The following is a 21,661-nucleotide window of genomic DNA, read 5'->3' as shown; positions in this document are numbered from 1 at the left end:
GCCTCAAGGGACGCTCAGCGTTAAGATCACGCCGGGCGTCACCGGCTGCATTCCCACGCAGCGCGTGGGAATGATCATGCGCTCAACCCATCAGGAGTTTCCATGATCAGTAAAATTCCCGAACCGAACCTCGAATACCTGCAGAAAGTCCTGCTGGAGATGCTTGCCATTCCCAGCCCCACCGGCTTCACCGACACCATCGTGCGCTATGTCGCCGAGCGGCTGGAAGAACTCGGCATTCCCTTCGAGATGACCCGGCGCGGCACGATCCGCGCCACCCTCAAGGGCCGCAAGAACAGCCCCGACCGGGCGGTCTCGGCTCACCTGGACACCATTGGTGCCACCGTACGGGCCATCAAGGATAACGGCCGCCTGACCCTGGCGCCGGTGGGCTGCTGGTCCAGCCGTTTCGCCGAAGGCAGTCGGGTCAGCCTGTTCACCGACACCGGGGTGATCCGCGGCAGCGTGTTGCCGTTGATGGCCTCCGGGCACGCGTTCAATACCGCCGTGGATGAAATGCCCATCAGCTGGGATCACATCGAACTGCGCCTGGACGCCTACTGCGCCACCCGGGCCGATTGCGAAACCCTGGGGGTCGGTATCGGTGACTACGTCGCCTTCGACCCCTTGCCGGAATTCACCGAGAGCGGCCACATCAGTGCCCGGCACCTGGACGACAAGGCCGGGGTAGCGGCACTGCTGGCCGCGCTCAAGGCTATCGTCGAGAGCGGTGAGGAACTGCTGATCGATTGCCACCCACTGTTCACCATCACCGAAGAAACCGGCAGTGGCGCAGCCGCCGCACTGCCCTGGGACGTCAGTGAATTCGTCGGCATCGACATCGCCCCCGTCGCCCCGGGCCAGCATTCGAGCGAGCACACGGTGAGCGTGGCGATGCAGGACTCCGGTGGTCCGTATGACTATCACCTGTCGCGGCATCTGTTGAAGCTGGCCAAGGAGAACGACCTGCCGGTACGTCGTGACCTGTTCCGCTACTACTTCAGCGATGCCCATTCGGCCATCACCGCCGGCCATGACATTCGAACCGCCCTGCTGGCCTTCGGCTGCGACGCCACCCATGGCTACGAACGCACCCACATCGACAGCCTCGCCGCCCTCAGCCGCCTGCTGGGCGCCTACATTCTCAGCCCGCCGGTATTCGCCAGCGATGCACAACCGGCCCAGGGTTCCCTGGAGCGCTTCAGCCATCAGATCGAACACGATGCACAGATGGAAAGCGATACCCGCGTACCGTCGGTGGACAGCCTGGTGGGACAACGGTCGGACGGCTGATCGAAATTTTCCTCCGGCCGGTCATCCGCGGGCAGGCGGTTGCCCCTGCGGGCGCAGCCTGCTCGCGATGCGCCTCCCAAGGCTAGCCGCAAGCCTTCAATGGCCGTAGCATCAGGGCATTGTCCAGCCGAGGTAGACCATGCTGATTCCCCACGACCAACTCGAAGTCGACACGCTGACTCGCCTGATCGAGGACTTCGTGACTCGCGACGGCACCGACAACGGTGACGACACGCCCCTGGAGACGCGTGTATTGCGGGTCAGGCAAGCCCTGGCCAAGGGCCAGGCGATGATCGTCTTCGATCCTGAAAGCGAACAGTGCCAATTGATGCTCAAGCACGACGTGCCCAAGCATCTATTTGACTGAACACGCCCTGTCGACCGCAGACGCCTTGGGCGTGGCCCGGGCTTTCTTCTTCTGGATCCTTTCGTAGATTTCGAAGCGATGCACATCGATGTGCCGTGGCGCTTCCACGCCGAACCGCACGGTGGTGCCGTTGACCGAGAGCACCCGCACGGAAATGTCGTCACCGATGGAAATCAGTTCACCCACAGCACGGCTTAATACGAGCATGGTTCTTGTCCTTAAGAATGTCTGGACCTCGACCATGCCCGGCCGCTTTGGTGTTCACAAGACAACGACAAGAATTCAGTAACCCCCTACAAACAGGGCTCCTGCGACTGACGGAAACGTCCTGCAAAACCCTGTCGAATCGCCCGGATGTCAGGAAGCCGAAAAACGAGGACCGAACAGGATGACGCTGGCGCCCAACACGCAGAGCGCCACGCCGATCCAGTCGGAACCCAGGGGCCTGGCACGCTCGACCACCGCCAGCCAGCCGATGGAAGCGATGATATAGATACCGCCATAAGCGGCGTAGGCACGCCCGGCATAGGTCGCTTCGATGCGGGTCAACAGCAGGGCGAACAGCGTGAGGCTGAGCAGCGCTGGCACGATCCACCAGGCACTCTTGCCCTGGCGCAGCCACATCCAGAAGGCGTAGCAGCCGGCGATTTCAAACAGCGCGGCGAGGAAGAACCACAAGTAATTGAGCATGCACGTGTCCATCAGGAGGGCCGGATGGCGCCATCCTGAGGACACCGGGCGCTCAGGTCAACTCGAGCCCTGGCGGGCCTTGGCGCGCATCTTGTCGGCCATGGCGGTCATTTCATCGTACAGCAGCTGCGGATTCTTCTGCTTCATCGCCCAGGCCATGCGTCCCTGTTCGTGCGGCAGGATCATGAACTCCCCCTGGTCCACTTGCCGATAGATGTAATCGGCGATATCGGCGGCGGTGATGGGCGAGCTTTCCAGCAACTTGCCCACCTGGGCTTTCATCGCCGGGGTCGGGCCACGGAAAGAATCCAGCAGGTTGGTCTGGAAGAACGACGGACAGACCACGTGCACGCCGATTTCCTGCTGTGCCAGTTCCACCAGCAGGCTTTCCGACAATGCCACCACGCCGGCCTTGGCCACGTTGTAGTTGCTCATGGCTGGCCCCTGCATCAGCGCCGCCATGGAGGCGATGTTGATGATCTTGCCACGACTTTTCTCCAGTAACGGCAGGAAGGCCTTGCAACCCTTGACCACCCCCATGAGGTTGATCGCGATCTGCCAGTCCCAGTCCTCCAGCGACAGTTCGCTGAAAAAACCGCCGGAAGCCACGCCAGCGTTGTTGACGATGATATCGATGCCGCCGAGCTTCTCTTCACACGCTTGGGCAAACGCCGTCAGTTGGCTGTAGTCACGCACATCGCAGCGCTGCACGAAACCGTCACCACCGGCGTCGCGCACCAACCTGAGGGTTTGTGCAAGGCCGGGCTCACTGACATCCGACAAGGCCAGGTGCCAGCCTTCGCGGGCCCAGCGCAGCGCGATTTCGCGACCCAGGCCTGAGCCGGCACCGGTAATCATCATGCGATTTTGCATAGGAAACAGCCTTGTTGTTCCGGGAGAGATGCAGCCGAGTGTAGCGAAGGACCCGTCACGGCCCACGCACCATTAGATTGCTGAATAGCCGGGGCAAACCGTAATGGGTTTTGATCGGGCTGACCGCCTGCCATCACCCGACGGGCCTCGAAGTTCAGGGCTGTCCTGCCTCCGCAGTCATCAATTTCCTCTCCCCCCTGTTCGCGACAAAGCAGGAAGATTCATCCTTTGGAAAAACCGCGATAAGCAGCGCCCCTTCAAATACTAAAAAACTTTGAATTTTTTACAGGACGTTACGGTCGGACTAAATAAGCCCGCCCGGTTTCAATGCAGCGCGCTGGCAGTTGAAAAGTTGTCTCACTCCAAAACTGACCAATAAGGAAAAGCAACAATGGGCACGATACTTATCATCATTCTGATCCTCCTCTTGATCGGTGGCCTGCCGGTCTTTCCGCACTCCAGAAGTTGGGGTTATGGTCCATCCGGTATCATCGGCGTAGTGTTAGTGGTGCTGTTGATATTGCTGTTACTGGGCAAGATATGAACCGCCGGGCTCTGTTTGAAAAGTCTTGAGACGAAGGTCAGGCAAGGCGAAAACCGGCGAGGAACGGCCGGGGTCGCCTCGGCTTTACTGGGGTAAGTGAGCATTGCGATCGGACTCGCGCACGAGCCGGTTTTCAACGCAGCATGAACGAGTATCAAGACTTCTCGGAAAGAGTCCAGGCAAAAAAAAGAGGCCTTCTTCAAGGCCTCTTTTTTATGCTCGTCGGACTCAGTCCGGCGTACCGTGAATCACTCCAGCGGTGTTATCGATCAAGCTCTTGGTGGCGGTTTGCAAGAACGCCTCCAGCTCGAGCTTCATCTTCGCCGCATCGGGCGAGTCCTGGATAACGGTTGCACGAGGGTTGGCTCCCAGTTCATAACTGAACAGTTTCGCGTCCATGCCCTTGTCCCTGGGTACCATCAGGACCTTGTCACCGCGCAGGATAGCCGTGGTCTGGTCACTGCCCGATGGCTTGATCACGCCAAAACCGCTGTCCCCTTCCGGCAGGTTCAGCAGATCGCGCCCCCAGCACTGGTGACGCACCTGGCCACCGATCCGCCCCATGATTGTCGGTACGATATCGACCTGGGTGCCCACGGTATGGTTACGCTGGCCGAACTTTTCCTGGATGCCCGGACCGATCAACAGCATCGGCACGTTGAACCGGCCCAGGTCCATTTCGGAGATCTGACGCTCGTTGCCGAAGCCATGGTCGCCGACCACGACGAACAGCGTTTCCTTGAAGTAAGGCTCCTTGCGGGCCTTCTCGAAGAACTGTCCCAGGGCCCAGTCGGAGTAGCGCATGGCGGTCAGGTGTTCGTTCAGGCTGCCCCGGTCGGTAACCCGCTCCACCGGCAAGGGCGTTGGCAATGCGTACGGCGTGTGGTTGGACAAGGTCTGCAGCAAGGCATAGAACGGCTTGCCGTTCTCCCGCGCCTTGAGCTCGATCAGGCCGCGATCGAACATGTCCTGGTCGGACACGCCCCAGGTCGGATCGGAGAATACCGGGTTCACGAAATCGTTACGCCCGATGAAGTTGGTCATGCCCTGGTTGCTGAAGAAGCCCGACTGGTTGTCCCAGGCGAAATCGCCGTTATAGACATACACATCGTCGTAGTCTCGGGCGCTGAGCAGCTGTGGCAGGCCCGACAATTTATGACTGCCCTCCGGCGTCTGCATCAGGTACTCGAAACCCGGCAGGTTCGGGAAGCAGGCCATGGTGGCGAACATACCCTGGTGGGTGTGGGTGCCGTTGGAGAAGAAACGGTCGAACAACAAGCCTTCCTTGGACAGCTTGTCCAGGTAAGGCGTGATGTTGCCAGGAGCGCCAAGGGCGCCCACCGAATGCCCCGCCATGCTCTCCATGAGGATCACGACCACGTTCTTGATCGGCAGGGTCTTGTCGGCTGGCGGCGTGTAATCCCGGCGTACGGCGGCAGTATCGGTATCCACCAGCTTGTCGTCGGGCATCACCAGCATGTCACGCACGGTCTGTTGCGCCAGGGGTTGCTCCAGCGTGGCTTTCCAGATGTTGTCACGGTCTTCGGACAGCCGGCTCTTGGCGGCCGCCACCAGGGACAGCGTGCCATTGAGACCCAGCTGGTTGGCGAAGTTCGAATCGGTGGTGTAGACGTCGCCCCAACGCAGGGGTGGCCCCTGGCGCAGTGTGCCGCGCGCGGCGGTCACGGCCACCAACAGGCAGACCATGAATACCGCAACGCGTCCGTACCACGGGGCGATCTGGCGCGTACCGATGCTGCCACCGCTGAAAGGGCCACGTGGCCGCGTGGCACGATCGGCAGCCTTGAACGCCAGGCTGAGAATGATGGTTCCGCCGGCCCAGGCCAGCAGGTAGCGCACCACCGGGAAACCGTACCAGAGCATGCTCATTACGGTCTTCGGGTCTTCCTTCACGTATTGGAAGACCAGGCCGTTCAAACGCTGGTGGAATTCACGGTAGAAGTCCATTTCCATCAGGCCCAGGAACAGGGCGATGCTGGAGGTGAGCGTCAGCCAGAAACGAAAGAATCCGCGAGCGGCCATGGCCCGGACGCTGAACAGCGACAGCAGCAGCGGGATACTGAGATAGACCACCAGCCTCAGGTCGAAGCGCAGGCCGTTGGCAAAGGCCTCGACAAAGGTTGAAGCCGGGGTGTCGAGGATCATTTCGCGGTTATAGACCAGCAGCGCCACGCGCAGCAGGCTGAACATCACCATCATCACCAGGGCACAGAGCAAGGTATAGGCCAGGTGTGATTTGACGGTCGGTTGCAGCAGGCGATGCGTGCTTCGCCGCGTGCTCAGGGCGTCCGGAATTGCCATGTCGTTTTAGGACCTATTGGAGTGAGTGTGACAAAGGAACAACGGCGTACCCCTCTGTCGACCAAAGGGGGTTGCGCAGAGGGGGCAGATGTTGCACGAACGGCCAAGGCATTGCCATTAAATAACCGACGGCAATAAAAGCGCGGGGATTTTCCAAAAGTTCTCGTGAAAATTTCGTTCAATGCATATTCAGAAACAAAAAAGCCCGGCCTGCCGGGAAAACTGTGGTGAGGGGATTGATCCCTTCACCACAGGGGCCTTTGTTCAATGAAATTGCCGCCCGAGGCCCGCCGGTACGCCTTCTATGGTGGTGGCTTCCCAGGGGCCGTTCGGGCTGACGGAACGGCTCCAACCGTTGTCCCAGCGGTAGTAGGTACGTTGGCGGTAGAAGGTGTTGGTCTGGTTATCCAGCACATAGACCCCAAGCTTTGCATCCCAATGGCTGTTGCCACCCGGTGGCGGGGCAAAACTGGCGGAAGTGCGCGGCAGCGGCTTGGCCGGTTTGTTCGGCGTTACCGGTTTGCCCGGAGCGGTCGAGGGTGCCGGCTTGGTCGCCGGGCCGGAAGGCGGGATGGGTGGTAGCGGCGCCGAAGGCTCCGGCGGGCGATGGACCGCACAAGCGCTCAGGCCCAGAACGAGCGAAAGCAGGGTGATACGAGCGAGGGCGGTCATGGTGCGAGTTCCTGTCATTGGTCCGGGCTGTCGATAGTCAGTTGCTGCGGCGTCGTGGTGCTGCTCGCCAGGGGCTGGCTGCGGCCGATCCACTCGCCGGCGGTCGGTTGACCGGCGCGGGAGATACGCGCCACCAGTTGGACTTCGGGGAAGTTCGACAGTTTCAGTTGCGGCATCATCGCGTCCGCGTCGCCCAGCTCGACGCTGGCAGGCAGGTCGGCGACCGTCAGGCGCTTGGCCGCCAGCGGCGCGGGTGGGCCGGAGACGGCGCGGGCGAAGATGAACACGCTGTCGCCTGGCTGTACCTTGGCCTTGAGCGCCGGGGCCAGGTCGACGCGCACCTTGAGTAGCGCGGCGGCCTTGGCAGCCACGGCCGGAGCCTGGGCGACCTTGCCACCACTGGCCTGGAGCTTCTCAGTGGCACGAGCGATGCCGCCTTGCAGTGCCTCGCGGGATTTATCGCCTTGCGGCAACTGCTCCAGCAGGCGCCCCCAGTAATCGATAGCGTCCTGATAGCGCTCGCCTTCGAACGCGGCGATCCCCAGCAGGCCCAGGCTGGTGACTTCCTTGGGATCGAGCTTCAGGGCTTCGTCGGTCAGGGCCTGGACCTTGTCCGACCATTTCTTGTCATCGGCGAAATACTGCGCCTGGGCCCATTGGCCGAGCAACTCGGGCTGCCGGCCGGCCACCGCGACGGTGCGCTCGAAGATTTTCGCCGCATCCGCCGGGCGGTCCTGGGCCATGTAGGTGCGACCGAGGAAGTACAAGCCTTCGGCGTTATCCGGTTGCGCCGCCACCGCCCGTTCCAGGCGCTGGGTCATGTCTTGCATCGACTGCGGCGCCTGGGCGAATTCGCGGGTCAGTTCGACCTTGTCGCTGGCTCCGAAATGCAAGTACAGCCCCAGCCCCAGCACCGGGACCAGCACGGCGGCCAGCAACGGCAATGGTTTGCCCAGCCGCGATTCCCGTGGTGCGTCGACGCCCTCGGTGTCGGCAAGCAGTTCCCGGGCGGCTTCGGCGCGACCGGTGTCCAACTGCGCGGCGTTGAGCACGCCTTCCGCCTGCTCGGCCTGCAGTTCGGCAACGCGCTCCTGATACAACGCCACGTTGAGCGCGGTACGGTCCTCTTCCCGCTGGGCACGGCGCCCCCGCAACACAGGGATCAACAGAAAACTCAGGGCAACCAGGAGAAGCAGACCTGCGGCGAGCCAGAAATCAATCATGCTTGGTTTTATCCAACAGTTGGTCGAGGCGCTGGCGCTCTTCGACGGAAAGCGAATCGGGGGCCGCAGTTCGCTGGACCCGGCGGCGACGCACGATCACCGCGATGATGACGAAACCGCCCAGCAGCAACCCGGCGGGGCCGAACCACAGCAGCGCGGTCCTGGAACTCAAGGCCGGGTTGTAACGCACGAACTCGCCGTAGCGGTCCACCATGAAATCGACGATCTGCTGGTTGCTCTTGCCTTCACCGAGCATGCGGAAGATTTCCTTGCGCAGGTCGGCGGCAATCGGAGCATTGGAATCGGCGATGTCCTGGTTCTGGCACTTGGGGCAGCGCAGTTCCTTGGTCAGTTCGCGAAAGCGCTCTCGCTCGCCCTCGTTGGCGAACTCGTAGGTATCGATGGCGGCATGGGCCACCCCGGCCAGGCTCAGGCCGAGGACCGCCGCGGCTAGCCAACGCTTCATGGCTTGGCCTCGTCCACCAGCGCCTGGTACTTGGCGGCCAGTTTCTCGCGCCAGACCTGTTCGTCGATCACACCGACGAACTTGTCGCGGATGACCCCCTTGGCGTCGATGAAGAAGGTTTCCGGCGCCCCGTAGACCCCCAGGTTCAGGCCCAGGGAGCCCTCCTCATCACGGATGTCCAGTTGGTACGGATTGTGGAATTCGGCCAGCCATTTCAAGGCGTCGGCGTTGACATCCTTGTAGTTCACGCCATAGATCACCACGCCGTTCTGGGCCAGCTTGTTCAGCACCGGATGTTCGACCCGGCAGGAAATGCACCAGGTGCCCCATACGTTGACCAGCGCGGGCTTGCCCAGCAGGTCGGCGCGGGTCAGGGTTCGGTCACCCTGGACCGACGGCAGGGAGAACTCCGGAAATGGCTTGCCGATCATCGCCGATGGCAACTCGGCCGGGTTCAGGTAAAGCCCCCGGAACAGAAAGACCGCCACCACCAGGAACAGCGCCAGCGGCAACAGCATCAACCAACGTTTCATGCAGTGGCTCCCGTTGCGCCCAGGGCTTCGCGCACCCGGGTCTTCACCTTGACTCGATATCGCCGATCCAGTGCCGCCAGCGCCCCGCCCAGGCCGGTGAGCAGGCCACCGAACCAGATCCAGCGTACGAACGGCTTGACGTGCACCCGCACGGCCCATGCACCGTCACCCAGGGATTCGCCCAGCGCCACGTAGAGGTCGCGGGTGAAACCGGCATCGATCCCGGCTTCGGTCATCACCGAGTTCTGTACGGTATAAAGGCGTTTCTCGGGATGCAGTACCGTCACTTCCTGCCCATTGCGAATGACCCGCACGGTGCCCTTGTCGGACGTGAAGTTCGGCCCTTCGAAATGCCTGGCCCCTTCGAAGACGAACTGGTAGCCCCCAAGCTCCATGGACTCGCCCGGCGCCAGGCGCAGGTCGCGCTCGGCGCTGTTCTGGCTGGACAGCACCACGCCCAGGGCGCAGACGGCGATGCCCAGGTGGGCGATCTGCATGCCCCAGTAGCTGCGGGTCAGGGTCGGCAGGCCCTTGATCAGGCCTTTGTGGCGGGTCTTGTCGAAGATGTCGCGTACACCGGCCAGCAACACCCAGGCAGCCAGCACGAACGTCGCCAGCACCGCCCAGTTGAAGTCGCCATAGGCGATCCCGGCCACCACGGCCAGGGCAGCGGTGCCCAGCAGCACCGGTGTGAGCATTCCCACCAGCCACTTGACCGGGGTGTCCTTCCAGCGCACCAGCACACCAACCGCCATCACCACCATCAGGATCGCCATCAGCGGGATGAACAGCGCATTGAAGTACGGCGGCCCTACCGAAAGCTTGGCACCGGAAAGCGCATCGAGCACCAGCGGGTACAAGGTCCCCAGCAGGATCATCGACGCAGCGACCACCAGCACCAGGTTGTTGCCCAGCAACAGGGTTTCCCGAGACCAGAGGTTGAAGCCGACCTGGCTCTTGACCACCGGAGCGCGCACCGCGAACAGCGTCAGCGAACCACCCACCACGAACAGCAGGAAGATCAGGATGAACACGCCACGCTCGGGGTCCGAGGCGAAGGCATGCACCGACGTCAGCACCCCGGAACGCACCAGGAAGGTTCCCAGCAGGCTCAGGGAAAACGCCGCGATGGCCAGCAGTACCGTCCAGCTCTTGAAGACGCCACGTTTTTCCGTGACGGCCAGGGAGTGAATCAGCGCCGTGCCCACCAGCCAAGGCATGAAGGAGGCGTTCTCCACCGGGTCCCAGAACCACCAGCCACCCCAGCCGAGCTCGTAATAGGCCCACCAGGAACCGAGGGTGATGCCGATGCCGAGGAAGGCCCAGGCGACGATGGTCCACGGCCGCGACCAGCGGGCCCAGGCGGCATCGAGGCGGCCACCCAGCAAGGCGGCAATGGCGAAGGCGAAGGCCACGGAGAAACCGACATAGCCCATGTAGAGCATCGGCGGATGGACGATCAGGCCGATGTCCTGCAGCAGTGGGTTGAGGTCACGACCGTCCACGGGCACCTGGGGCAGGATCCGCTGGAACGGGTTGGACGTGACGATCAGGAACAGCAGGAAACCGGTGCTGATCATGCCCATCACCGCCAGCACCCGGGCCAGCATCACCTGGGGCAATTGCCGGGAAAACACCGACACCGCGAAGGTCCAGCCGCTGAGGATCAATGCCCACAGCAGCAGTGACCCCTCGTGGGCACCCCATACGGCACTGAACTTGTAGTACCAGGGCAAGGCGCTGTTGGAGTTGCTGGCCACGTATGCCACGGAAAAATCGTCGACCATGAAGGCATAGGTCAGGCAACCGAAGGCAAACACCATGAACGCGAACTGGCCCCACGCCGCCGGCTGGGCCAGGCCCATCCACAGACGGTCACCGCGCCAGGCGCCGAGCAACGGCATCACCGCCTGGACCAGGGCCAGGCACAAGGCCAGGATCATGGCCAGATGGCCCAATTCGGGGATATAGACTCCTGCGCTCATGGATCAGCCCTCCTTCACGGGAGTGGGGGCCGATTGGCCGCTTTCTTTCAAGGCCTTGGTCACTTCCGGCGGCATGTACTTCTCATCGTGCTTGGCCAGCACTTCGTCGGCCACCACCACACCGTCGGCATTGAGCTTGCCCAGGGCGACGATGCCCTGCCCTTCGCGGAACAGATCCGGGAGAATGCCCCGGTAGGTGATGGTCACGGTCTTGTTGAAGTCGGTGACGTTGAAGGTCACGTCCAGCGAATCCCCGGAGCGTACCAGGGAGCCCTTCTCCACCATCCCGCCGGCGCGGATGCGCGTGTCCTTGGGAGCTTCGCCATTGGCGATCTGGGTCGGGGTGTAGAACAGGTTGATGTTCTGCTGCAAGGCGCTGAGGGCCAGGCCGACCGCGGCACCGACACCCACCAGGATCGCAAGGATGATGACAAGACGCTTTTTGCGCACCGGATTCACTGACCACTCTCCCGGCGCAAACGACGCGCCTCTTGTTGCAGATACCGCTTGCGGGCCAGGATCGGCACCGCCACGTTGAGAACCAGTACCGCCAGGCAGATGCCATAGGCTGACCAGACATACAGGCCGTGATGGCCCATGGCGAGGAACTCGCCGAATGAAGCGAAACTCATCGAGCGGCCTCCAGGCTGTTCTGTACTTCGGCCTTCACCCAACTGGCCCGGGCTTCGCGCTTGAGCACTTCCAGGCGCATGCGCAGCAACAGCACCGCGCCGAAGAAACAGTAGAAACCCAGCGCGGTCAGCAGCAACGGCAGCCACATCTCCATCGGCATCGCCGGTTTCTCGGTGAGGGTGAAGGTGGCGCCCTGGTGCAGGGTGTTCCACCATTCCACCGAGTACTTGATGATGGGGATGTTGATCACCCCGACAATCGCCAGCACCGCACAGGCCTTGGCGGCGCTCTCACGATTGCTGATGGCGTTGCCCAGCGCAATAAGACCGAAGTACAGGAAAAGCAGGATCAGCATCGACGTCAGCCGGGCATCCCAGACCCACCACGAGCCCCAGGTCGGCTTGCCCCAGATGGCGCCGGTGACCAGCGCCACGGCGGTCATCCAGGCACCGATGGGGGCGGCGCACTGCAGGGCCACGTCAGCCAGCTTCATCTTCCAGACCAGCCCCACCACACCGCACACCGCCAGCATCACGTAGATGGACTGGGCCAGCACCGCCGTGGGAACGTGGATGTAGATGATGCGGAAACTGTTGCCCTGCTGGTAATCCGGTGGCGCGAAAGCCAGGCCCCAGACCACGCCGCTGCCAATCAGCAGCACGGCGGCGATGCTCAGCCAGGGCAATAACCTGCCACTGATGCCATAAAACCATTTGGGTGAGCCGAGCTTATGAAACCAGGTCCAATTCATTGCTGTTTCCATCACGGTCGCGGCTCGCTGTCACGAACCGCCGGGTCTGCCTTTACTTCACAGGAAGTGGTCAATTTTTGACCAGGCCTAGTTATTATTCGCCGACGCTGATCTTCAGGCCAGCGGCTATTGCAAAGGGTGTCAGGGTTATCGCCAGGGCGGTCAGGCTCCCAAGCCACAGCAGATAACCGGTTGCCGGCATGCCTTGCAGCGCCGCCTGCAAGGCGCCACTGCCCAGGATCAGGACCGGGATATACAACGGCAGGATCAAGAGCGCCAGCAACAGGCCGCCGCGCTTCAACCCCACCGTCAGTGCCGCACCTACGGCCCCCAGCAGGCTCAGCACCGGCGTACCCAGCAACAGCGACACCAACAGCACCGGCATGCAGGCCGCAGGCAACCCCAGCATCATCGCCAGGAGCGGTGAGAGCAAGACCAGCGCCAGGCCGGAAAAAACCCAGTGTGCCAGTACCTTGGCCAAAACCAGAAGGGCCAGGGGGTGCGACGAAAGGACCCACTGTTCCAGCGATCCGTCCTCGAAATCACTGCGGAAAAGCCCGTCCAGCGAGAGCAGGACCGATAAAAGCGCTGCCACCCAGACCAGGCCTGGCGACAAGGTTTGCAACAATTGAGTCTCGGGGCCGACCGCCAGGGGGAACAGCGCAATGACGATCGCAAAAAAGACCAGCGGATTGGCCAGTTCGGCCGGACGGCGGAACAACAGACGCGCTTCGCGGGCAAGCAACAGGCCAAACACAGTCATACGGCCCAATTCCCCAGATCGATATTGCGGTAGCCGGACGGCATCCGGGTCAATGTATGGTGGGTGGTCAGCAACACCATGCCGGCGTTTTCGCAGTGCCGGGCCAGATGTTCCTCCAGCTGCGCCACCCCTTGCTTGTCCAGGGCGGTGAATGGTTCGTCGAGGATCCACAACGGCGGGCTGTCCAGGTATAGACGCGCCAGGGCCACGCGGCGCTGCTGGCCGGCGGACAGGGTATGGCACGGCACATCCTCGAAACCACGCAGCCCCACTTGCGCCAATGCCTGCCAGATCGCTTCCCGTGTGGCGGGCCGATGCAGCGCACAGAGCCAGCTGAGGTTTTCCTCGGGAGTCAACAGATCCTTGATACCGGCGGCGTGACCGATCCAGAGCAGGTTGCGAGCCAGCTCGCCGCGCTGGCTGTGCAACGGCTGGCCGTTGAGCAGCACCTGGCCTGCGGTGGGCTGCATCAATCCGGCCAACAGGCGCAACAGACTGGTCTTGCCGCTACCATTGGGCCCACTGACTTGCACCATATCGCCCGGCGAGAGTCTCAATTCGAGGTGTTCGAAAAGCAGCCGCAAGTCTCGCTCACAGGCGAGGCCGACGGTTTGCAAAAGAGGACTGGTCAAGGGATCGCGGGCCTTATACGGTTCAAGTCGGCGGTGCTGCGGCCGTTAAAGAAGTGCAGCATAGATGCTTTGAGGGCCTGTTCCACAGAGCTGCGTCAAACAATGACGAGATTTTCGCCACTCCCTGAAAATACGGGCAGCATTATACATGCCGAGCTTTACATTTCCCCAAGGTCAAAGCGCAAATGACAGGCGACATGAACATCCAGCCACTGCCCCAGGCCACGGCAACGACACGTGCGCCGATGGTCAGCGGTGAGCTGCTCAAGCTGCTCACGCCCGCCGCAGGCTTGATCGCCACCGGCCAGACGGCCCAGGCCGAAGTCCTGTCCCTCAAGCAGGCGGACCAGACATTCCAGCTCTTGCTCAAGGTCACCCTGGAAAGCGGCCGCCAGACCACGGTACAGGCCACCAGCAGCCAGCCGCTGCCTCAGGGCACCAGCCTGGCGGTGACCCAACCATCGGCCAGCAACCTGGCGATTACCGTGCAACAGGCCCTCGCTTCCAGCGTCGCGACCCTCACGCGGATCGACACCAGCCAGATGCCGGTGGGCACCTTGCTGCAAGGCAAGGTCATCACCAGCCAGGCCTTGCCACAGGCCCCAGGGCAACCGGTGGTCTATCGATCGCTGGTGAGCCTGCTCAACACCGCCCAGGCCGGCCGAACCCTGGATATCGACAGTCCCCGGCCGCTGCGTATCGGCACGTTGCTCAGCGCCCAGGTACAGGATGCCCAGACACTGAAGTTCATCCCGCTGAGCAACCGCCAGGAACAACTGGCTGTGAGCCAGCAACTGGTGACCCAGGTCAGTCGCCAGGGCTCGCTGGACAGCCTGATCAGCGCCCTGCAGAACCTGCCCGTCACCGATGACACGGGTAGCGAGCTGCGCGCCGTGGTGACGCGCCTGTTGGCCAGCCTGCCGGATGTCCAGCAACTGAGCACCCCCAAGGGCCTGGCCCAGGCCCTGGCCGCCAGCGGTGCGTTCCTGGAGAGCAAGCTGCTGGCCGGGCAACCCCCTGCCCTGGCACCGGACCTCAAGGGCGACCTGCTGAAGCTGGTCGCACAGCTGACACCGGCCCTGCCCGCCTCCACCAACCTGGGCGCGATCATCGCTGCCAATACCCTGTCCCAGGCACTGCCCAGTTTCGTGCGCAACGCCCTGGGCACCCTTGGCCAGGTCAGCGCCAAGCCGCAGCCCACCAGCTTTCCCCTGCCCTCGCGCCTGTTGAAAGAGCAGGACGACGAAGGTGATCTCGAACATTTGCTGCGCCTCGCCGCGGCCGCCGTGTCGCGCCTGCAGAGCCACCAACTGTCGAGCCTGGAACAGACCGGCCTGACCGACGACGGTCGCCTGATGAGTACCTGGCAACTGGAAATCCCGATGCGTAACCTGCAGGACATCGTGCCCTTGCAGGTCAAGTTCCAGCGTGAGCAAACCCCACCCCGGGAGCAGTCGAACGAGCCTCGGGAAGAACGCGAGCCCCGACAACAGCAGCTCTGGCGGGTCGAACTGGCGTTCGACATGGAGCCGCTGGGGCCGCTACAGGTCCAGGTCCAGTTGCTCAGCGGCAGCCTGTCGAGCCAGTTGTGGGCGCAACGCCCCTATACCGCCAGCCTGATCGAAAGCAATCTGGCGGCCCTGCGTGAACGCCTCGTGACTTGCGGCCTGAACGTGGGCGACCTCGATTGCCATCTCGGCACCCCGCCCCAGGGCCCCAAGACCCGGCTCGAACAGCGCTGGGTGGACGAAACCGCATGACGACCCACACCGAACCCCGCCAGGCCATTGCCCTCAAGTACGATGGCCAGCATGCCCCGACCCTCACCGCCAAGGGCGACGAAGCCCTGGCCGAGGAAATCCTGCGCATCGCCAGGGAAAGCGAAGTACCGATCTATGAGAATGCCGAGCTGGTGAAATTGCTGGCTCGCCTGGAGCTGGGGGACAGTATCCCGGAAGAGTTGTATCGCACGATTGCCGAAATCATCGCGTTCGCCTGGACCCTCAAGGGCAAGTTTCCCAAGGGTTTTGATCCGAATGCGCCGAGTGTCGAGAAAGACGTGACAGATCGCGGAGACGATTACTGAGGCAACGAGGGGGCACCACTGCGCCTCGACTGGCACCCACGGTGGGCGGTGGTATTTATTCCCACTGGGACGCAAAGCGGCCCTGAAACCTCAGCACAGGGCGTGGCAGATGGAACGCGGCGTCTTGCTTGGGGTTGCTGCGCAAACCAGCGAGGATGAATTCCCTCGCCACAGGGTGGCGTTTCGCTGAACATCGGCTTGCATCCGACTCGGTGGCGAGCGCCAGAAAAGCCTGTGGGAGCGAGCCAGCTCGCTCCCACAGGCGATTGGGGCGAAGCGGTCAGCCGCCTCTATGCAGCTTGCTCATCAATTCCGCTTCGGCCTGGGTCAAGCCGCAGGCCTGGGTCAGTTCGTCGACGCTGGCGCCCATGCCGACCAGACGCGCGGCCTGGGCGAAAGAAAGGCTCGAGGGGTCGCGCTGTTCCAGCTGGGCCAGCTTGTCCGGCAACGGGCCGACCACGGCGCGCAGTTCATGGAGGGCTTCGCCCATGCGCACGGTGCCGTTCTGGTAATCGTCGACACGCTTGGCCAGGTCCTTGATGCGCTGATCGCGCAGCGCATCGCCCTGGGCCTGCTGCGCGGCGATCTGCCGCTGGGCGCGGATGTAGGCCAGGAACATCGCCAGCGTACCGGCCCAGAACAGGAACAGGACAATGACTGCTACCTCAAGGATCAAATCAGATACTCTCCAGTTCCGACCATTCTTCTTCGCTCATCATTTTTTCCAGTTCGACCAGGATCAGCAACTCGTTGTTCTTGTTGCACACGCCCTGGATGAACTTGGCCGATTCTTCGTTACCGACGTTAGGCGCGGTTTCGATTTCCGACTGACGCAAGTAAACCACTTCAGCGACGCTGTCCACCAGGATACCGACCACTTGCTTGTCGGCCTCGATGATCACGATACGGGTGTTGTCGTTGACTTCAGTGGAGTTCAAGCCGAAACGCTGGCGAGTGTCGATCACCGTGACTACGTTGCCACGCAGGTTGATGATACCCAGCACATAGCTGGGCGCACCCGGTACCGGAGCGATCTCGGTATAGCGCAGCACTTCCTGCACGCGCATCACGTTGATGCCGTAGGTTTCGTTATCGAGCTTGAAGGTGACCCATTGCAGGATCGGATCTTCGGAACCCTTGAGAGACGACGCCTTATCATTCATACCCTGACCCCTCGAAAAACCGCCTGTGGCGGTGTGTTCTGCCCCGTGACGCCCTGCGTCGCCGGTTGTGTTATTTCGGTTTCTGGACCGGCTTGGTGCCGCCCAGGTGTTTTGCCCCGCCGCTGGCGATCAGCTCGGCCAGCTCGGAAACGTCCAGCAAGGCGCACATGTGCTCGATCACCGTACCGGCCAGCCATGGCCGTTGCCCTCGATGGCTGCGCCACTTGATTTCGTTCGGGTCCAGGCGCAACGAGCGACTGACCTGATGCACCGCCAATCCCCACTCGTAGCCCTGCACCGAAATCACGTACTGAAGGCCCTGGCGGAAATCGTCGCGATAACGATCCGGCATCACCCAGCGCGCGGTATCCAGCACCTTCAGGTTGCCGGCCTGGCTGGGCAGGATCCCGAGGAACCATTCCGGCTGGCCGAACAACGGCGTCAATTCCTGCCCGGCCAGGGAATAAATCGATCCCAGGCAAACCAGCGGCACCGCCAGGGTCAACCCGGCCACATCGAACAACAGGCACTCGAACGCCTCGGCGGCCCAGGCCGGACGGTCGTTTCCCGGCACCGGTGGCGGCGGGCTGCTCGGCGGCAGGTGAACTTCCACCACCGGCTTGACCAGGCCCTGCAACAACGGCGCAACGGTCGAGACCGGCGCCAGGATTGGCGCGGGTACCTCCATCACTTTCACGGCCGGCTCTATCGACGGCGCTTCGACCACCGGAGCCTTGGCCACCGGGGCAACCACGGGCTTGCGTGCATCACGGGCCTGCTCTTCGAGCACGGCCGCCTGGAATTCATCCAGTACACCCTCGGCTTCGACGGACCCAGGCAAGGCCTCGATCACGCTCGGCGGCGGTGGCAATTCTTCGGTCGCTTCCTGCAACAGCCCATCCAGATAAGACTGCAGGGCCATTTGCGGACGCGAGGTTGTCTTGATCGGGCGGTTCATTGGAACAGTGCGCCCCATATGAATGTTATCGGCATGGATGCCATGGGACTTGAGCCTGCGATGATTCTGGACGCGTTCAATCAGGCCACCTGCTGTGGAACGAGCTGCTGGGCCAGGAGATGCTTGAGCAGCGCGCGGTAAGCCAGCACGCCACGGCTCTTGCCATCGAACTGCGAAGGGGTCAGGCCGGCGCGACTGGCATCGCGCAGGCGCGTGTCCACCGGGATGTAGCCTTGCCAGATGTCATCGGGATACATGTCGCGCAATACCCGCAGGGTGCCCATGGAAGCCTGGGTGCGCCGGTCGAACAGGGTTGGCACGATGTTGAAGGCCAGCGATTGCTTGCGCGAGCGGTTGACCATCGCCAGGGTGTTGACCATCCGCTCCAACCCCTTGACCGCCAGGTGCTCGGTCTGCACCGGGATCACCAGTTGCTGGCTGGCCGCCAAGGCATTGACCATCAGCAAGCCAAGCAACGGCGGGCTGTCGATGATCGCGTAATCGAAATCCTGCCACAGTTGCGCCAGACTCTTGGCGATCACCAGGCCCAGGCCGCTCTGGCCAGGCGACTGGCGCTCCAGGGTGGCCAGGGCGGTGCTGGACGGCAGCAGGGAAATCCGCTCGTCGCTGGTGGACAACAGCAACTGCCCGGGCAAGCCCTCGGGCACGCTGCCCTTGTGCAGGAACAGGTCGTAGTTGCTGTGCTCCAGGCTATCGGGATCGTAGCCAAAGTAACTGGTCATCGAGCCGTGCGGGTCCAGATCGACAATGACCACGCGCTTGCCCGCCTCGGCCAGCAATCCGGCTAAAGCGATGGAAGAGGTGGTTTTACCCACGCCCCCTTTCTGATTGGCAACTGCCCAGACTCTCATTCGTATCGTTCCTCCCGGCCGAAACAGGCTCGACCGAGAAATAGCTCGGTTATAAAGCGGGTGACGGAGAATTGACGGCGCTCGGTCTTCCCGGTGTGTTGACCGAGGTCGGTGCAGTTTGTGTGCCAGCCCGCTTCAATGCCGCATCCGGCGTCGCATGGGCCGTGCCGGTACCGGTCAGGCTGCGGCGCACGTCGAGGTTGCGCGACACCACCAGCACCACCCGCCGGTTGCGCGCACGCCCCTCGGCAGTGGCATTGTTGGCCACCGGCTGGAACTCGCCGTACCCCACCGATGCCAGGCGGCCAGGATTCACGCCCTGCATGGCAAGCATGCGCACGATACTGGCCGAACGGGCCGAGGACAGCTCCCAGTTGGTCGGGTACTGCGCGGTGCGGATCGGCTGGTCGTCGGTGAAGCCTTCCACATGAATCGGGTTGTCGAACGGCTTGAGGATCGCCGCCACCTTGTCGATGATGTTGAACGCCATGTCACTGGGCATCGCATCGCCGCTGCCGAACAACAGGCTGGAGTTGAGCTCGATCTCCACCCACAGCTCATTGCCGCGCACGGTCATCTGGTTGGAACTGATCAGGTCGCCGAACGCGGCGCTGATGTCGTCGGCAATGCTTTTCAGCGGATCGCTGCCGCCGGCGATGCCGGCATCCACCTGCTCGGTGTCCCTGACCAACGGCTTGGCCGGCGTCGTGGTCTTGGGGCGTTCGTCGCCGATGGGGATAGGCTTGAGGGCGCGGTCCGAGTCGGTAAAGACGCCGAGCAGCGCTTCGGAAATCACCTTGTACTTGCCTTCGTTGACCGACGAGATCGAGTACATCACCACGAAAAAGGCAAACAGCAAGGTGATGAAGTCGGCGTAGGAAACCAGCCAGCGTTCGTGGTTGACGTGCTCTTCATGCTGTCTGCGGCGTGCCATTGTCCCTATCCCCCATCAGTCCATGAAGCCCTGGAGCTTCAACTCGATGGAACGCGGGTTCTCACCCTCGGCGATGGACAGGATGCCCTCCAGCAACATTTCACGATAACGCGACTGGCGCAGGGCGATGGCCTTGAGCTTGGCGGCGATGGGCAGCAACACCAGGTTGGCGCTGGCCACGCCATAGATCGTGGCGACGAAAGCCACGGCGATACCATTGCCCAGTTGCGATGGATCGGCCAGGTTACCCATCACGTGGATCAGGCCCATGACCGCACCGATGATGCCGATGGTAGGTGCGTAGCCGCCCATGCTTTCGAACACCTTGGCTGCTTCGATGTCACGGCTTTCCTGGGTATAGAAATCCACTTCCAGGATGCTGCGGATGGCTTCCGGCTCGGCGCCGTCCACCAGCAGCTGCAGGCCTTTGCGCGAATAGCTGTCCGGTTCGGCGTCAGCCACCCCTTCCAGACCGAGCAGGCCCTCCTTGCGGGCGGTCAGGCTCCAGTTCACGACGCGATCGATGCCACCGGCCAGGTCGACCCGTGGCGGGAACAGGATCCAGACCAGCACCTGCATGGCGCGCTTGAAGGCGCTCATGGGTGACTGCAGCAAAGCGGCCCCGATGGTGCCGCCCAGCACGATCAACGCGGCCGGGCCGTTGGCCAGGGCCCCGAGATGGCCGCCTTCCAGATAATTGCCACCGATGATGGCGACGAACGCCATGATGATGCCGATCAGGCTGAGCACATCCATTACAGGCACGCCTCGACCAGGTGTCTACCGATATCGTCCAGGCCATATATCCCGTCGGCCAGGTCCGCTTTGACAATCGCCATGGGCATGCCATAGATCACGCAGCTGGCTTCGTCCTGGGCCCAGATCGTGCTGCCGCCCTGCTTGAGCAGGCGCGCGCCTTCGCGACCATCGGCCCCCATGCCGGTGAGCACCACCGCCAGAACTTTGTCGCCGTAGGATTTCGCGGCGGAACCGAAGGTGATATCCACACAAGGCTTGTAGTTCAGGCGCTCGTCGCCAGGGAGGATTTTCACCGCGCCACGGCCATCGATCATCATCTGCTTGCCACCCGGCGCCAGCAGCGCCAGGCCGGGACGCAGGACATCGCCATCCTCGGCTTCCTTGACGCTGATGCGGCAGAGCTTGTCCAGGCGCTCGGCGAATGCCTTGGTGAACGCGGCGGGCATGTGCTGGATCAGCACGATGGGGGCCGGGAAATTGGCCGGCAACTGGGTCAGGACCCGCTGCAGCGCCACCGGACCACCGGTGGAAGTACCGATGGCGACCAGTTTGTAGGCCTTGCGCTTGGGCGCCGGCGACGAGGCCGTGGCGGCGGGCGCGGCACGGGTTGGCGCAGCAGGCGCAGCGCTGCGCGCCGGCGCCGGATTGAAACCACCCGATGAAGCCGGGGCAGGCGCAGGCGCGGACACCGGCGCCGGGGCCGGTGGGCTGTAGGCACTCACGCGCCGGTTGCTGCGGGAAATGCTGTGGACCTTCTCACAGAGCAACTGCCGGACCTTGTCGGGGTTGCGCGAGATGTCCTCGAAATTCTTCGGCAGGAAATCCACCGCGCCGGCGTCCAGCGCATCGAGGGTCACCCGGGCGCCTTCGTGGGTCAGCGAGGAGAACATCAATACCGGGGTCGGGCAGCGCTGCATGATATGCCGCACGGCGGTGATGCCATCCATCATGGGCATCTCGTAGTCCATGGTGATCACGTCCGGCTTGAGGGCCAGGGCCTGATCGATCGCCTCTTTGCCGTTGGTCGCGGTGCCGACGACCTGAATACTCGTATCCGCTGAAAGAATTTCCGAGACGCGGCGGCGGAAGAACCCCGAATCGTCCACCACCAGGACTTTAACTACCATAAACACTCCGTTAGA

At 62.6% G+C, this 21,661-nt stretch carries 26 protein-coding genes; 5 read left to right on the top strand and 21 right to left on the bottom strand.

What is annotated here, in order from left to right:
• Positions 1 to 102: 102 nt before the first annotated feature.
• Positions 103 to 1,293, top strand: coding sequence for an osmoprotectant NAGGN system M42 family peptidase (locus BLP99_RS00475; RefSeq protein ID WP_072389427.1), 1,191 nt, complete (start codon positions 103 to 105; stop codon positions 1,291 to 1,293).
• 139 nt (positions 1,294 to 1,432) lie between these two features.
• Entirely contained in the window at positions 1,433 to 1,660 is a 228-nt protein-coding gene (locus tag BLP99_RS00470) for a YheU family protein (RefSeq protein ID WP_072389429.1), read from the top strand.
• Here the strand turns inward: BLP99_RS00470 and csrA are convergent.
• From csrA to BLP99_RS00455, 3 genes are all read right to left on the bottom strand, one after another.
• A complete protein-coding gene (gene csrA, locus BLP99_RS00465) occupies positions 1,649 to 1,867 on the bottom strand; it encodes a carbon storage regulator CsrA (protein WP_072389431.1) in 219 nt (72 codons plus the stop codon). The genes BLP99_RS00470 and csrA overlap by 12 nt on opposite strands.
• 150 nt (positions 1,868 to 2,017) lie before the next feature.
• Positions 2,018 to 2,350 carry a YnfA family protein gene (locus tag BLP99_RS00460; RefSeq protein ID WP_072389433.1) on the bottom strand — a complete coding sequence of 111 codons (333 nt, stop codon included), beginning with the start codon at positions 2,348 to 2,350 and terminating at the stop codon, positions 2,018 to 2,020.
• A gap of 57 nt (positions 2,351 to 2,407) precedes the next feature.
• A complete protein-coding gene (locus tag BLP99_RS00455) occupies positions 2,408 to 3,223 on the bottom strand; it encodes an SDR family oxidoreductase (protein ID WP_072389435.1) in 816 nt (271 codons plus the stop codon).
• Positions 3,224 to 3,614: 391 nt separating this feature from the next.
• On the opposite strand from BLP99_RS00455, the gene BLP99_RS00450 reads away from it, so the two are divergent.
• On the top strand, positions 3,615 to 3,767 hold the full coding sequence (locus BLP99_RS00450) for a DUF3309 family protein (protein WP_018606531.1): 153 nt from the start codon (positions 3,615 to 3,617) through the stop codon (positions 3,765 to 3,767).
• A 228-nt stretch (positions 3,768 to 3,995) separates the two neighbouring features.
• Here BLP99_RS00450 and BLP99_RS00445 read toward each other — a convergent pair whose 3' ends face one another.
• The 11 genes from BLP99_RS00445 to ccmA all read right to left on the bottom strand — a co-directional run bounded on the left by BLP99_RS00445 (position 3,996) and on the right by ccmA (position 13,747).
• Complete coding sequence (locus BLP99_RS00445; RefSeq protein WP_072389437.1) at positions 3,996 to 6,089, bottom strand: LTA synthase family protein; 2,094 nt, start codon at positions 6,087 to 6,089, stop codon at positions 3,996 to 3,998.
• A gap of 264 nt (positions 6,090 to 6,353) precedes the next feature.
• Positions 6,354 to 6,761, bottom strand: a complete 408-nt coding sequence (locus BLP99_RS00440) for a hypothetical protein (RefSeq protein ID WP_072389439.1) — start codon at positions 6,759 to 6,761, stop codon at positions 6,354 to 6,356.
• A gap of 14 nt (positions 6,762 to 6,775) precedes the next feature.
• Positions 6,776 to 7,984, bottom strand: a complete 1,209-nt coding sequence (gene ccmI / locus BLP99_RS00435) for a c-type cytochrome biogenesis protein CcmI (RefSeq protein ID WP_092179483.1) — start codon at positions 7,982 to 7,984, stop codon at positions 6,776 to 6,778.
• The gene (locus BLP99_RS00430) at positions 7,977 to 8,450 is read right to left on the bottom strand and encodes a cytochrome c-type biogenesis protein (RefSeq protein ID WP_072389443.1); all 474 of its coding nucleotides are present in this window, start codon (positions 8,448 to 8,450) and stop codon (positions 7,977 to 7,979) included. Before BLP99_RS00430 ends, ccmI begins: the two co-directional genes overlap by 8 nt.
• Positions 8,447 to 8,983 carry a DsbE family thiol:disulfide interchange protein gene (locus BLP99_RS00425; protein WP_072389445.1) on the bottom strand — a complete coding sequence of 179 codons (537 nt, stop codon included), beginning with the start codon at positions 8,981 to 8,983 and terminating at the stop codon, positions 8,447 to 8,449. Before BLP99_RS00425 ends, BLP99_RS00430 begins: the two co-directional genes overlap by 4 nt.
• Positions 8,980 to 10,968 (bottom strand): heme lyase CcmF/NrfE family subunit, encoded by a 1,989-nt coding sequence (locus BLP99_RS00420; protein WP_072389447.1) that lies wholly within the window; start codon positions 10,966 to 10,968, stop codon positions 8,980 to 8,982. Before BLP99_RS00420 ends, BLP99_RS00425 begins: the two co-directional genes overlap by 4 nt.
• A gap of 3 nt (positions 10,969 to 10,971) precedes the next feature.
• Positions 10,972 to 11,427 carry a cytochrome c maturation protein CcmE gene (gene ccmE, locus BLP99_RS00415; protein ID WP_072389449.1) on the bottom strand — a complete coding sequence of 152 codons (456 nt, stop codon included), beginning with the start codon at positions 11,425 to 11,427 and terminating at the stop codon, positions 10,972 to 10,974.
• On the bottom strand, positions 11,424 to 11,600 hold the full coding sequence (gene ccmD / locus BLP99_RS00410) for a heme exporter protein CcmD (protein WP_072389451.1): 177 nt from the start codon (positions 11,598 to 11,600) through the stop codon (positions 11,424 to 11,426). The genes ccmE and ccmD overlap by 4 nt, the downstream gene beginning before the upstream one ends.
• Complete coding sequence (locus BLP99_RS00405; RefSeq protein WP_072389453.1) at positions 11,597 to 12,352, bottom strand: heme ABC transporter permease; 756 nt, start codon at positions 12,350 to 12,352, stop codon at positions 11,597 to 11,599. The genes ccmD and BLP99_RS00405 overlap by 4 nt, the downstream gene beginning before the upstream one ends.
• A 94-nt stretch (positions 12,353 to 12,446) precedes the next feature.
• Positions 12,447 to 13,115 carry a heme exporter protein CcmB gene (gene ccmB / locus BLP99_RS00400; protein ID WP_053154995.1) on the bottom strand — a complete coding sequence of 223 codons (669 nt, stop codon included), beginning with the start codon at positions 13,113 to 13,115 and terminating at the stop codon, positions 12,447 to 12,449.
• Entirely contained in the window at positions 13,112 to 13,747 is a 636-nt protein-coding gene (gene ccmA / locus BLP99_RS00395; RefSeq protein WP_072389455.1) for a cytochrome c biogenesis heme-transporting ATPase CcmA, read from the bottom strand. Before ccmA ends, ccmB begins: the two co-directional genes overlap by 4 nt.
• Before the next feature lie 185 nt (positions 13,748 to 13,932).
• Here ccmA and fliK point away from each other — a divergent pair, with 185 nt between their 5' ends.
• Entirely contained in the window at positions 13,933 to 15,507 is a 1,575-nt protein-coding gene (gene fliK / locus BLP99_RS00390) for a flagellar hook-length control protein FliK (protein WP_092179481.1), read from the top strand.
• Positions 15,504 to 15,833: an EscU/YscU/HrcU family type III secretion system export apparatus switch protein gene (locus BLP99_RS00385; RefSeq protein ID WP_072389460.1), complete on the top strand. Its 330-nt coding sequence runs from the start codon at positions 15,504 to 15,506 to the stop codon at positions 15,831 to 15,833. Before fliK ends, BLP99_RS00385 begins: the two co-directional genes overlap by 4 nt.
• Positions 15,834 to 16,113: 280 nt before the next feature.
• Here the strand turns inward: BLP99_RS00385 and BLP99_RS00380 are convergent, their stop codons facing one another.
• The 7 genes from BLP99_RS00380 to BLP99_RS00350 form a co-directional block, all read right to left on the bottom strand.
• The gene (locus BLP99_RS00380) at positions 16,114 to 16,509 is read right to left on the bottom strand and encodes a DUF2802 domain-containing protein (RefSeq protein WP_072389462.1); all 396 of its coding nucleotides are present in this window, start codon (positions 16,507 to 16,509) and stop codon (positions 16,114 to 16,116) included.
• 1 nt (position 16,510) lies between these two features.
• Positions 16,511 to 16,996 carry a chemotaxis protein CheW gene (locus BLP99_RS00375; RefSeq protein WP_024778681.1) on the bottom strand — a complete coding sequence of 162 codons (486 nt, stop codon included), beginning with the start codon at positions 16,994 to 16,996 and terminating at the stop codon, positions 16,511 to 16,513.
• A 70-nt stretch (positions 16,997 to 17,066) separates the two neighbouring features.
• Positions 17,067 to 17,954 (bottom strand): CheW domain-containing protein, encoded by an 888-nt coding sequence (locus BLP99_RS00370; RefSeq protein ID WP_072389464.1) that lies wholly within the window; start codon positions 17,952 to 17,954, stop codon positions 17,067 to 17,069.
• An 80-nt stretch (positions 17,955 to 18,034) separates the two neighbouring features.
• Entirely contained in the window at positions 18,035 to 18,826 is a 792-nt protein-coding gene (locus tag BLP99_RS00365) for a ParA family protein (RefSeq protein WP_053154985.1), read from the bottom strand.
• Between the two features lie 49 nt (positions 18,827 to 18,875).
• Complete coding sequence (gene motD / locus BLP99_RS00360) at positions 18,876 to 19,760, bottom strand: flagellar motor protein MotD (protein WP_092179479.1); 885 nt, start codon at positions 19,758 to 19,760, stop codon at positions 18,876 to 18,878.
• Between the two features lie 15 nt (positions 19,761 to 19,775).
• Positions 19,776 to 20,516 (bottom strand): flagellar motor protein, encoded by a 741-nt coding sequence (locus BLP99_RS00355; protein ID WP_072389468.1) that lies wholly within the window; start codon positions 20,514 to 20,516, stop codon positions 19,776 to 19,778.
• On the bottom strand, positions 20,516 to 21,646 hold the full coding sequence (locus BLP99_RS00350) for a protein-glutamate methylesterase/protein-glutamine glutaminase (protein ID WP_072389471.1): 1,131 nt from the start codon (positions 21,644 to 21,646) through the stop codon (positions 20,516 to 20,518). The genes BLP99_RS00355 and BLP99_RS00350 overlap by 1 nt, the downstream gene beginning before the upstream one ends.
• Positions 21,647 to 21,661 lie beyond the last annotated feature (15 nt).

It is taken from the genome of Pseudomonas sp. NFACC32-1 (assembly GCF_900101215.1).
Lineage (GTDB): Bacteria > Pseudomonadota > Gammaproteobacteria > Pseudomonadales > Pseudomonadaceae > Aquipseudomonas.
This window is presented reverse-complemented; position numbering and strand designations above follow the sequence as displayed.